Genomic DNA, 12,364 nt, shown 5'->3' with positions numbered 1-12,364 from the left:
TTTGCGCATAAATACTTTTAATAAAAAAGGGCTTTACATCACATGTAAAGCCCTTTTTTATTGACTTATCTCAAAGCTATCAGCCTGCTATACTCGGTACGTTGACCAATTCGTTGGTGTCCGCATCGTAATCTATTTCCGGAAAATTGAAACCGAAGAGATTGAAAAAATCATCACGGTAACCTTGGATATCCGAAATATCGTCGAGGTTTTCCGTAGTCGCTTGTTGCCAGAGCTGAGCAACTTCTTCCTGCACATCGGGACGCATTTCCCAATCGTCTACACGGATACGCCCTTTCTCGTCAAGCGGTGTATGATCTGCATAGAGCCTCTCTGCAAAAAGTCGTTGCATTTGTTCGATCGTACCTTCGTGAATGCCTTTTTCCTTCATGACTTTATATAGCAAGGAGATATACAACGGTACGACAGGGATCGCCGAGCTGGACTGCGTAACCAAAGCTTTATTCACCGAAACATAAGAAGTACCATGAATATCGCCTAACAATTTATTGAGGAGAGGCACGGTGGCTTCCAGATCATCCTTTGCCCGCCCGATGGTCCCATTGCGGTAAATCGGGTAGGTGAGTTCCGGTCCGATGTAGGAATAGGCTACCGTCTTCACACCGTCGGCCAGCACACCTGCAGCTTTTAGATCTTCTATCCAAAATTTCCAGTCCTCGCCACCCATGACGGCCACTGTATTGACAATATCCTCTTCACTTTCGATGGGCTGAATGGAAATATCGGATACTACACCGGTATGGAAGTCTACTGTTTTATCGGTGAAAGACTGACCTATAGGTTTTAGCACCGATGAATGTGCTACACCGGTTTTCGGATGCGTACGTCTGGGAGAAGCCAATGAATATACCACTAGGTCTACCTGGCCTAAGTCACGTTTTATTAAGTCAATAGTTTGCTGTTTCACGTCGTCCGAAAAGGCATCGCCATTGATACTTTTGGCATATAGGCCAGCGGCATGGGCTTCGTTCTCAAAAGCGGCGCTGTTGTACCAGCCGGCAGTCCCCGGTTTGCCTTCGGCAGCCGGTTTTTCAAAAAATACACCTATAGTAGCGGCATCCGACCCGAAAGCTGCAGTGATGCGTGACGCCAATCCAAAGCCGGTAGAGGCACCGACGACTAATACTTTCTTTGGGCCGTTCTCGATAGTTCCCTTCGATTTTACATATTCAATTTGGTTTTTGACATGTTGAGCTGTGCCCTGAGGATGCGATGTTAAGCAGATAAAACCTCTTACGCGCGGTTGTATAATCATATGAATAAACTAAGTTAGTAGTCTTTTTAATACTTCTGCAAACTTAAAGAATTTTGGTAGAATATCTATTATTAAAAAGCGCCGGATAGATAATGCCGGCGCCAATATATTTCATGATAAAATGAATGCTACCTCAAGTGCGATCGCAGCATCCACGCTGTTTTCTCGTGCTTTTCAATCATACTTCCTAAGAAATCTTCCGTACCCGCATCCCCGTGTTCGGCTACTTTGTCGATGTCACTCCGGATAGAAATAATCAAGCTTTCGAAATCATTCAGCAGATCCTTGATATATGTATTGCCGTCATTCTTCCCATCTTTCGCTTCGGTGAGCTGGGTCAGCTGTAAATATTCTTTCATTGTACCTGTTGCATAATGTCCGACAGTCCGTACCCGTTCGGCAACCTCATCAACGACCAATGCCAGTTCGTTGTAAATCGTTTCAAAAAAAAGATGAAGTTCATGGAAACCAGGTCCTTCGACATTCCAGTGTGCATTTCTCACCTTTTGGTACAATACACTTTCGTCAGCCAGCAGTTTGTTTAAAATAGCAGCTACCGCTGTCATATCCTTTTCCTTAATTCCAATGTTTGTTTTCATAACGATATCTATTTAAATTGTTAATATGCACTTGCTTCATTCAATGTGGCGAGGGTTTCATCATCCAACTGTAGCGTTACAGCGTCCACGAACGACTGTATATGTTTATCTTTCGTTGCGCTTGCAATAGGAGCAGTTATGGTATCTTGTGCCAACAACCATGCCAACGCAATGCCCGACGGAGTTGTTTGATGAGCTGCAGATACCTTCTCCAACGCTTTTACAATACGCTGCCCGCGCTCATTCCAATATTTTTTGAAAATTCCTTCACCACGCGCAAATTTTGAAAAGTCTTCTGCGGATCTATATTTACCGCTTAGGAAACCGCTCGCTAAAGAATAATAAGGAATGACGCCTAATTGTTTTTCGGAAACCACATTTTTATATAGACTTTCATATTTTGCCCGATCGTATAAGTTGTATTCCGGTTGCAGCGAGATATAGGCCGGTAAATTTTTCTCTGCAGAGACATCCAGACTTTCGACCAATCGTTCCGGCGTCAAGTTGGAAGCCCCGATATAGCGTACTTTCCCTTGTTTGATCAACTCCTCATAAGCCCGTAGTATTTCCTCCACGGCGGTCTCTTCTTTATCATAATGGGTCTGATAGAGATCGATATAGTCTGTCTGTAGCCGACGCAAAGAATGTTCCACCTGCTCCATGATATGGCTCCGTTGGATATTATGTTTTTCTGCGTAGCTAAATCGTCCGCCCACCTTCGTCATGATGACGATCTTGTCACGATTGCCACGCGCTTTGATCCAATTACCAATGATGCTTTCCGACTCGCCTCCTTTTCTACCCTCTACCCAATGCGGATAGTTGTTTGCTGTATCGATGGCATCAAAGCCAGCGTCGACAAAGCTGTCCAATATAGCGAATGACTCCGCCTCGTTCAAGGTCCATGCAAATACATTCCCTCCAAATATCAGAGGAGTTATTTCCAAGGTAGAAAGTCCTATTTTTCGTTTGTTGAGTGCCATAGCATGAAGATGTTTTATAAGAAATACAATATACGAAAAATTCTTAATTTTGTGGGATAATGTACATGCCTTTGATGGAAAAACCGCTGACTTTCTTTCATACTTTCAAACAGGATATTTCCATGCTGGCTAAGCCGGAGAGGTTTACTTTTCCTTTTTGTTATGAGCCTCATCCCTTGAGTATCGTGGCGGCAGAGGAACTCCAACATTATCTTATGGAGCAGACGGATTTTGAGCATCCTTTCGGGTTGACAGACAACTTGGATACAGCGCCTATTGGCAAAATGTTCGGCGTATTGGTCGTCGAAAACCAACAGGGCCAGCTGGGGTATTTAGCTGCTTGTTCGGGTAAACTGGCGGGAAGCAACCGACACCGCTATTTTGTACCTCCCATATTTGATATGTTGGAAGAAAATAGTTTTTTCCTGCGGGAAGAGAAAGAAATCAACCAGTTGAATCGGGAGATTGAACATTTGGAACAGGACATGCAGTTGGACGTATTACGGACCCAACTGGAGCAGACAAAGTCCGCATGTACGGCACGATTGTCAGCGATGCGTGCTTTACACAAAGCCAATAAAGCCCAAAGAAAAGCCATACGCACCGGACAGCGCACTGAACTTTCCGATGCATCTTATACGATACTGGAGCAAGATCTTATCAAACAAAGTTACCGCGATCAACATGAGTATGCTGTCGAAAAGCAAGCTTGTCGACAGCAGATCCAGCATATAGAGGAGTTGCTGCATAACCTTCTTACCGCCATCGACGAAAAAAAGGAATTGCGGCGGAATAAATCGGCCAACTTACAGCTGCAGCTCTTTGATCAATACCGATTTCTAAATGCGAAGGGCGAAGATAAATCCATACGGGCCATCTTTGAGGAAGTTACACAGCTAATGCCGCCGGCAGGGGCTGGTGAATGTGCAGCACCCAAACTGCTGCAATACGCTTACCAACATCAATTGACACCGATATGTATGGCGGAGTTTTGGTGGGGAGCTTCTCCGGCTTCAGAGGTGCGTAAGCATCGTTATTACTACCCTTCCTGTCGGGGTAAATGTGAACCGATATTGGGACATATGCTGCACGGCCTGATGGTCGACGACAACCCTATGCTCCACAACCCGGCAGATCAGCGCGAACTGGAGATCCTGTTTGAAGATGAAGATATTATCGTGGTGAACAAACCGACGGAGTTCCTTTCGGTTCCTGGTATTCACATACAGGACAGTGTGCAGACGCGGATCTTATCTCGTTATCCCACGATCACTGGGCCGCTTATTATCCATCGGCTCGATATGTCGACGTCGGGTATTATCGTGCTGGCGAAAAATAAAAACGCGCATCAGTTTGTGCAGGATCAATTTATCCGGCATACGGTTGAAAAAAGATATACCGCGCTTTTAGATGGCATTGTTTCGTCACCGGAAGGCCTTGTAGACCTCCCGCTTCGGGTAGATCTGGAAGATAGGCCGCGACAAGTGGTGTGTGAGATTTACGGCAAGCCGGCTCAAACCCGCTATCAGGTCGTGGGTGTGGAAGATCGATATACGCGGGTTCATTATTATCCATTAACTGGTCGTACGCATCAGCTTCGTGTGCATTCCGCTCATCAGAGTGGGCTAAACACCCCCATTGTGGGGGACGATCTTTACGGCCGGCGTGGCGAACGGCTGTGTTTGCATGCGGGCTATATTAAGTTTGTTCACCCCCGTACCAAACAGGAAATTTCTTTTGAAGTGCAAGATCCGTTTTAAGAAATGTCGACATTTCCTTACATTGGGTGAAAATTTCGATCTCGCATGGACATATTACGATTTGCCTATCAACATCCTTCTCTTCAGCCTACTGATTTGGATATTATCTGCGACGCCCATACCCGGGCAGATGTGGCCAAAGGGGAGTTTTTGTTACAAAAAGATCAAGTGGCAAATGAATATTATGTTGTGGAAAGTGGATTGGTACGCACCTATGTGTATGATTTTGAGGGCAACGAGATTACGACAGGTTTCATGGGAAATCAAGAGGTTGTCATTGAGGTGGCGTCAATCTTCCACCATGTCCCCACGCAGGAGTATATGCAGTGCCTGACAGACTGTGTTTTGTGGAAGATAGACTTTGGCACGTTTCAGGATTTATTTGACCAAATTCCGGCATTTCGGGAATGGGGGCGAGCTTGGATGGCCTTTGAGTTGTACCGAAGCAAAATGCGGGCAACCGAGATGATTACAGAAACGGCAGCAAAACGTTATTTGCGCCTGATCCAAGAAAAACCTCAGATTATACAACAGGCTCCTTTGAAATATATCGCTTCTTATTTGGGTGTTACAGATAGCTCATTGAGTAGGATACGTAAGGAAATTACACAAAGCTAATTGGAGGATAGGAATGTATGAGCAATTCTTTTCGTACTATAGATGAATACATCGGCAGTTTCGACGCTGATTCGCAGAATTTCTTGAAGGAGTTAAGGCGAATTATCCGTGAGGTGGTTCCGAAGGAAACGGCTGAAACGATCAGTTACCAAATGCCTACGTATAAATATCATGGTAATATTATTCACTTTGCACGTTATAAAAACCACGTTGGTTTATATCCGGGGTCAGGAGCAATCGAAGCTTTTTCTGAGCGGTTGAAATCATTTAAAACATCTAAAGGAAGCATACATTTGTCTTTGGATAGCCCCTTACCTCAAAAGCTTATTCAGGATATCGTGCATTTCAATGTCGCGTTATTGAAAGATAAAAATGAACCAAAATGGGATACTTATCGTTCGAATTGGGAAGCTTGCTATGAGTTTATGGCGCAGATTATCGTAAAGACGGAGCTCACGAGCGCATTTAAATGGGGAACGGAAGTGTATACTTACGAAGGGAAGAACATAATCAGCTGGGGAGGCTTTAAAAATTTCTTTTCCATATGGTTTTATAATGGTGTATTTCTGGAAGACCCTGATAAGGTATTGATCAATGCGTCCGAAGGTAAAACAAAAAGCTTGCGTCAATGGCGTTTCACCAGTGTACAGGAAATGGATGAAACGAAAATATTGGCGTATATCAGCGAGAGTATACAAGCTGTGAAAGATGGCAAAGAAATAAAAGTACAGAAGCCAAAGTCTAACAATCCGAAGGGTTTGTTAAAAGAGTTATTAGTACAGGATTCGCTGTTCGAGGCGGCTTTTGCGGGCCTTACACCTGGCAGGCAAAAAGAGTATATCGATTATATTGACGAAGCGAAACAGGAGAAGACGAAAAAGAGCAGATTAGAGAAAATAAAGCCATTGATACTTTCCGGAAAAGGCTTGTATGACAAATACAAAAAATAAGATCAATGGTATTCATCCATCATAGGAATAGTGAAAAATAAAACAATGTATACAGCGGAAAGTGTTCTGGATTTTATTGAAAATCTGGAGCATGCACAAAAGCGGGAGGATAGCTATGATCTTGTGAAGTTGATGGAAAGTGTCTCGGGTGAGGGGGCACGTATGTTTGGTCCTTCTATTATCGGATTTGGTAAATACCACTATACCTATGCAAGTGGACATGAAGGAGAGGCACCTTTGATCGGTTTTTCGCCACGTAAAGCAGCTATCTCGTTGTATGTATTTACGGGTTGGGAGGGACATGCTCCTCTTTTGGAAGACCTGGGGAAGTTCAAATTGGGCAAAGCTTGTATTTATATTAAAAAGCTGGAGGATATTCAGGAAGAAGCGCTTATTAAGCTTATGGAGGCGACTATCGACTTCCTGAGTAATCGATATACACGAATAGAACCTTAATGTTTAATGATTTATTAGGATGAAACAATACAGCACAAATTACTACAATACATTCATTACGATCGCAGACGATACCAAGGCCAACCATGGTATAATGCCTCCTGTCAAACCGGACAAGCAGACCGTGGCAAATTACCAGTTTGACCTTATCGGACGAAACCCGTTGCGCTATACTTCCGATGATATTCTATTTATGGTCTATGCCGTGCGTGGGGATATCCCTGAACAGGATTATGAAAGCGCACGCCTGCAATTTTATTCGAAAGGGCAGCCCTGCCTGCGGACTTCGCCATTGGCGAAGACTTACGGATGGGGTATTTACAGTGACGATCAGGGTCGGGTAAAGCTTGTAGATAGTGCTTCTGAGGAATATGAACAATTGCTGCAGGATGAAAATATCAAAAAAGTTGCGGCCATGCGGTCGCAAAGATAATGACGTTTATACCGATACGTGTTATTCTTTTACCGAGAATAATCATGTATTTACCTAATTTTGGTATAGTTGCATCCTGCATTTCGGTAACTTTGGATAAAGAAAAATTAAAAAGATATGTCATTTAAGGAAACGTTTTACACGACAGGGGAGAACCTACTTAAGAAAATCAAAGAGCTGATTGCTGAAGGGAATGTGACAAAAATCAGTATTGCGGATAAAAACGGAAATGAGATTATCAGTTTTCCGGCTACCATTGGCGTTATAGGAGCCATTTTCGCACCTATAATTGCTGCTGTGGGAGCTGTAGCTGCGCTTTTGACGGAATGTAAAGTTACCGTAGAAAGGAAAGGTCCGCCAACGGATAAGGATGCCGAGTCTACCGAGTTCGGTCAAACGAATGAATGAAGCGGGCGCTTTGGTAAACTGGCTTAGGCAATTTTTAAAATGAGTTAGGCGATGTTTAAAAATCGCTTAGGTGTTATTGTGAAAATGAGTACTCAATTTGTGTAAAATGAGTACTCGTTTTAGGTAAATTGAGTACTCATTTTGGTAAAGTCGCCTAACCCATTTTATAAAGTCACTTAACCGCTTTCTAAAATGGCCTAAGTCATTTATTCTTTTCGAACGTTATACTTTCTAATTTTACTTTCATTTGCTTGGCGGCATGGAAGATTAATCGACGTTTGGTGATGTTTTTTTCAGATACATCTTCTTTTTTTGCGCTTCCGGTACTGTTGATACTCATCCGAAAAGAGCCTAAGTTGCCCAGGCGTACAATATAACCCTCGGATATAGCACGGGGGATTGCATGGACCAAACTTTGCAGCACAGCATGAACGTCTGCTTCGGTGAGAGAAGACGCATGTGATATTTCCTCAGCTAAGTCATTTAGTGTCATTTCGCCTGCACTTACAGGCCGTGGGTAAAACTTCTTCGGGGCTGTAGGATCTATGACGCTGCCGATTTCATGAATATTGAATTTTATTGCCATACGGGAAAATAGTTTTTTATAATAGGATTAAAGGTTGTATTTGATGGATGTGGGACTAATATAGGTGTTTTTGGTGAGAAGGTATCGCATGAGTAGGCGGGCAGTCCTTTGACGGAGAGTATACGTATGATTAAAAGTCACTCAGATCGTTTGAACTTTGTAATGGGACTGTTTCGAAATATATCTGATTGCAACAGAGATCTCGTAATTTTTTCCGCTTATCTCTGTTGCTATAATGGTATCATCTGTTTCCCAACGGTTGGAGATCGTGAGATGTTCTGCGGCTATCGCAAGCCCCCACTTTTCTTTATCGTCTTGAAATAGGGTGTTACTCCATTCTATATCAGGTTTCCCTTCGCCATATTTTTGTTTAAGTTTTGATAGTAAATCGAGATAGGTTGTCAAGTGACTGTTATGGCTAGCGTATTCTTCCCTGAGATTGTAGGACGCAGCTGCCATTTTACCTGATGGGTTAAATAAATAAATAAGATTTGTCTTATAACCCGACAGACTAATGTCATAAACAAGATAATTGGATTCATTTAATGAAGGTTTTCCCTGTTCCGTTGAAATCACCTGAGTTTTGGTCATACCCCATTTTGTTTTCCGTACTTGGGCATCGGCAGATGAAACAAAAAATACACCAATCACTAAAACAATAAATCCTTTCATATTCATAATATTTTGGTTAACAATATTCCTCACAATCTATGTGACACTATCATAATCGAAAGTTTATGTCTACAAAATGTTTACAAAATTCTAAATTATGATTGTCGATTCACTGGTCAGGAAGTTGTATCAAACAGCTTTAAATACACAAAAACAAGGAAAGTGTCTTACGCTTTCCTTGTCAAGTACCCAGCGCCGGAGTCGAACCGGCACATCCGAAGATATTGGTGTTTGAGACCAACGCGTCTACCAATTCCGCCAGCTGGGCAAGCTGTTTTGTTGTTCGACGATGCAAATATAAGTCTTCTTGGAGTGTTTGCAAAAATATTTTTGCATGTTTTGTTAAACTCCTGTGTATGAAACATAAAAAGATAAAAACAATAAAAGCCAACCCGAACGTTGGCTTTTATGTAATATACGGCGATTTCCTTTTTTTAATGTGCACTAAGTTGTTTTTTCTTTTCTTCATCAAAATCGGCTTCCAGCTCAGCTAATTTTTTCTTGCCATAACTCAAACGTGTAATGATGACAAACAACACCGGCACGATGAAAATAGCCAAGAAGGTAGCTGCGGTCATGCCTCCGAATACAGTCCAACCAATGGTTTGTCTGGATACTGCTCCAGCGCCAGTGGAAATCATCAACGGGATAATCCCGAGAATGAATGCCAGCGAAGTCATGATGATAGGGCGAAGACGTAGCTTGACGGCTTCTAATGTTGCCTCCAAGAGATTCATACCAATGTCGACACGTTCTTTGGCAAATTCGACAATAAGGATCGCATTTTTTGCAGCGAGACCAATAATCGTGACCAAACCGATCTGTGCATAGATATTATTATCCAACATGGGTAATAAGGTCAGTGCTAATATCGCTCCGAAAACACCTAATGGTACAGATAATAAGATAGAGAATGGAACCGACCAACTTTCGTATAAGGCGGCTAACAATAAAAATACAAATACAATACACAAGGCAAATATCTGTATGGTCTTGGAACCCGATTGTTTCTCCTGTAAGGATAATCCCGAAAATTGATAGTCAAATCCTGCAGGCAAGGTTTGCGCTGCGACCTCTTCCAAAGCCCGTAAAGCATCCCCGGAACTATAGCCCGGAGCAGCATCCCCGGATACCTCGATACTTCTGAAGATATTGTAGTGGTTGATCAACGACGGCATTGTCACCAATTCATAGCTGACTAAGGTGCCCAGCGGGACAGGATTACCCTGCACATTGTTGACATATAACTTATTGATGTCCTCAATATTCATACGATAGCTAATATCGGCTTGGGTGACAACCCGGAAATTACGCCCGTATTTGGTAAAATCATTGACATAGCTACTGCCCAAGTAGGACGAAATGGTCGCATAGATATTGGAGATCGGGACTCCCATTCGTTTTGCTTGCTCCCGATTGACTTTTAGCTTATAGTTGGGGGAGTCAGAGTTGAACAGCGTATACGCCATTCCGATTTCGGGACGCTGATTGGCGGCAGCTAGGAAATTACCTACAACGGCTTCAAATTCTTTAATATCTATAGTCTGCAAATCTTGTACGAGTAATGAAAAGCCGCCGGAAGAGCCAAGGCCCGGAATGGCGGGAGGGGTAACAGCCAATATTTTGGCTTTAGGGTATTTTGCATATTTGCCCATGATACCTCCCGTAATCTGGCTTGCCGTCCGCGTCCGTTCACTCCATGGCTTTAAAGACACGAACAGTGTCGCGCCGTTGGATTTGAACGATCGATTGAGAATATTAATACCCGAGATTGCCGTGACGTATTTTATCTCCGGAAAATCGCGGCGTATCTCTTCTTCAAGTTCTTTCAATACCGCACCGGTACGAGCCGCAGAAGCCCCTTCCGGTAAAGTTACACCGGCAAAAAACATCCCACCGTCCTCCGTGGGTATAAATCCAGCAGATTTCGTGTTAAACATCCATCCGGTACCGATGAGGATACATAGGAGAATGATTAATACAAAAGGCGTTGCCTTGATCGCTTTTTTTACGCCTCTGGAATAATTGTTGGTGATACCATCAAACCAGTTGTTAAACTTATAAAAGATTTTATTGAGACCTTTGGAGTCTTTAGAGACGGCAGAAGGCTTCAATAACAGTGAACAAAGGGCCGGTGTCAGCGATAAGGCAATAAAGGCCGACAGCAGTACAGACACCGCAATGGTAATAGCAAACTGCTGATACAGTTTACCGACCATCCCCGGGATAAATCCCACCGGTACGAATACGGCCGCCAGAATCAGGCCGATAGCAATCACCGGTGCGGTGATGTCTTTCATCGCCCGGAGGGTGGCTTCTTTCGCACTTAGCCTTTCGCGATCGATATAATGCTGTACCGCTTCCACGACGACAATGGCGTCATCCACCACAATACCGATGGCTAATACAAAGGCCAGCATGGTCAGATTGTTGATGGAAAAACCAAAGAGCGTAAAGAAAATAAACGTACCGATGATCGAGACAGGAATGGCTAACACCGGTATCAACGTTGCCCGCCAACTCTGAAGGAAGAAAAAGACCACCAGTGTCACCAAAATCAAAGCTTCGAGTAAGGTATGAATAACCGATTCGATGGAAGCGTTGACGACCGACACTGTTTCGTAACCCACGACGTAATCAACGTCCTGGGGAAAAGATTCCTTAAGCTTATCCAATGCAGCAAAAATACCTTCCGCAGTTTCTACTGCATTTCCTCCAGGAGTCTGATTAATCATCATCCCCGTGGATGTCATACCGTTTACAGTCGTCGATGTACCGTAGCTAAATTGCCCCAGCTCTACCCGGGCAACATCTTTTAACAGTACGGCAGATCCATCCATATTGGTCTTCACCACGATATTTTCAAAATCTTCTATTTCTGAAAGATCCGAATCGGTAATCACCGGATATTCAAATACAGTCGTTAATTCCTGTGGAAGACTTCCCACGCTACCACCCGGAATACGGATGTTTTGCTCATTGATCGCTGCCGATATATCTGCCGGAGTCATTTTTAGATTCGCCAATTTGTTGGCGTCAAGCCATACCCGCATAGAGAAAGGTTGTCCAAAGGCGTTGACATCACCGACACCTTTTACACGCATAAGCGCATCCTTAACATACAGGTTGGCATAATTGGCTAAAAACTTGTCGTCTCTTGTGCCATTCGGTGACACTAACGAAACCAACATGAGTACATCCGTGTTCGCTTTACGTGTCGTAATACCGAGCCGGCGCACAGCTTCCGGCAGGGAAGGCTCGGCAATACCGACCCTGTTCTGCACGTCCAGGGTAGCGATGTCAATGTCTGTTCCCACTTCGAAGGTGACGGTAATTCGGGATTGCCCGTTTGACGTGCTATTGGATGACATATAAATCATGCCGGGGGTACCGTTGATTTGGCTTTCTATAGGCGTAGTGACCGTCTGTTCGACAGTCTGTGCATCCGCACCTGTATAGTTAGCCGTAACAGTAACCGTAGGAGGGGCTATAGAGGGATATTGGCTGATCGGTAAGGTCGTGATCGCGATCAGTCCTATCAGCGTTATTAAGATAGAGATCACGATAGCCGTCACCGGCCTTTTTATAAATACTTCTGAAATCATTATGATCTGATTAGCGTT

Annotated in this window: 12 protein-coding genes and 1 tRNA gene; 6 read left to right on the top strand and 7 right to left on the bottom strand. The window is 43.6% G+C overall.

Annotated elements, in window-relative coordinates; translation table 11 throughout:
* Positions 1–79: 79 nt before the first annotated feature.
* From fabV to G5B30_RS12545, 3 genes are all read right to left on the bottom strand, one after another.
* A complete protein-coding gene (gene fabV, locus G5B30_RS12555; RefSeq protein ID WP_165320344.1) occupies positions 80–1,276 on the bottom strand; it encodes an enoyl-ACP reductase FabV in 1,197 nt (398 codons plus the stop codon).
* A 128-nt stretch (positions 1,277–1,404) separates the two neighbouring features.
* A complete protein-coding gene (locus G5B30_RS12550; RefSeq protein ID WP_165320343.1) occupies positions 1,405–1,875 on the bottom strand; it encodes a Dps family protein in 471 nt (156 codons plus the stop codon).
* Between the two features lie 20 nt (positions 1,876–1,895).
* Positions 1,896–2,858 (bottom strand): aldo/keto reductase, encoded by a 963-nt coding sequence (locus tag G5B30_RS12545; protein WP_165320342.1) that lies wholly within the window; start codon positions 2,856–2,858, stop codon positions 1,896–1,898.
* A gap of 74 nt (positions 2,859–2,932) precedes the next feature.
* Between G5B30_RS12545 and G5B30_RS12540 the strand changes: the two genes are divergently transcribed.
* From G5B30_RS12540 to G5B30_RS12515, 6 genes are all read left to right on the top strand, one after another.
* On the top strand, positions 2,933–4,618 hold the full coding sequence (locus G5B30_RS12540) for an RluA family pseudouridine synthase (RefSeq protein WP_165320440.1): 1,686 nt from the start codon (positions 2,933–2,935) through the stop codon (positions 4,616–4,618).
* A 45-nt stretch (positions 4,619–4,663) separates the two neighbouring features.
* Positions 4,664–5,236: a Crp/Fnr family transcriptional regulator gene (locus G5B30_RS12535; RefSeq protein ID WP_165320341.1), complete on the top strand. Its 573-nt coding sequence runs from the start codon at positions 4,664–4,666 to the stop codon at positions 5,234–5,236.
* 17 nt (positions 5,237–5,253) lie between these two features.
* The gene (locus G5B30_RS12530; protein WP_165320340.1) at positions 5,254–6,186 is read left to right on the top strand and encodes a DUF1801 domain-containing protein; all 933 of its coding nucleotides are present in this window, start codon (positions 5,254–5,256) and stop codon (positions 6,184–6,186) included.
* Positions 6,187–6,216: 30 nt separating this feature from the next.
* Entirely contained in the window at positions 6,217–6,642 is a 426-nt protein-coding gene (locus G5B30_RS12525) for a DUF1801 domain-containing protein (RefSeq protein ID WP_317164344.1), read from the top strand.
* 19 nt (positions 6,643–6,661) lie between these two features.
* Positions 6,662–7,075, top strand: coding sequence for a DUF6157 family protein (locus G5B30_RS12520; RefSeq protein ID WP_165320339.1), 414 nt, complete (start codon positions 6,662–6,664; stop codon positions 7,073–7,075).
* A gap of 117 nt (positions 7,076–7,192) precedes the next feature.
* Positions 7,193–7,483, top strand: a complete 291-nt coding sequence (locus G5B30_RS12515) for a DUF4342 domain-containing protein (protein ID WP_165320338.1) — start codon at positions 7,193–7,195, stop codon at positions 7,481–7,483.
* A 202-nt stretch (positions 7,484–7,685) separates the two neighbouring features.
* On the opposite strand, the gene G5B30_RS12510 is transcribed toward G5B30_RS12515, so the two are convergent.
* The 4 genes from G5B30_RS12510 to G5B30_RS12495 form a co-directional block, all read right to left on the bottom strand.
* Positions 7,686–8,069, bottom strand: a complete 384-nt coding sequence (locus tag G5B30_RS12510) for an HU family DNA-binding protein (RefSeq protein ID WP_165320337.1) — start codon at positions 8,067–8,069, stop codon at positions 7,686–7,688.
* Positions 8,070–8,210: 141 nt separating this feature from the next.
* Positions 8,211–8,741 carry a hypothetical protein gene (locus G5B30_RS12505; RefSeq protein WP_206367113.1) on the bottom strand — a complete coding sequence of 177 codons (531 nt, stop codon included), beginning with the start codon at positions 8,739–8,741 and terminating at the stop codon, positions 8,211–8,213.
* A gap of 186 nt (positions 8,742–8,927) precedes the next feature.
* A tRNA-Leu gene (locus G5B30_RS12500) sits at positions 8,928–9,009 on the bottom strand.
* Positions 9,010–9,175: 166 nt separating this feature from the next.
* A complete protein-coding gene (locus G5B30_RS12495; protein ID WP_165320335.1) occupies positions 9,176–12,346 on the bottom strand; it encodes an efflux RND transporter permease subunit in 3,171 nt (1,056 codons plus the stop codon).
* Between the last annotated feature and the right edge of the window lie 18 nt (positions 12,347–12,364).

The organism is Sphingobacterium sp. SGG-5 (genome assembly GCF_011043525.1).
In the GTDB taxonomy this organism is placed as follows: Bacteria; Bacteroidota; Bacteroidia; order Sphingobacteriales; family Sphingobacteriaceae; genus Sphingobacterium.
Note: the sequence above shows the minus strand (reverse complement) of the source record. Positions and strands in the feature narration are given on the sequence as shown.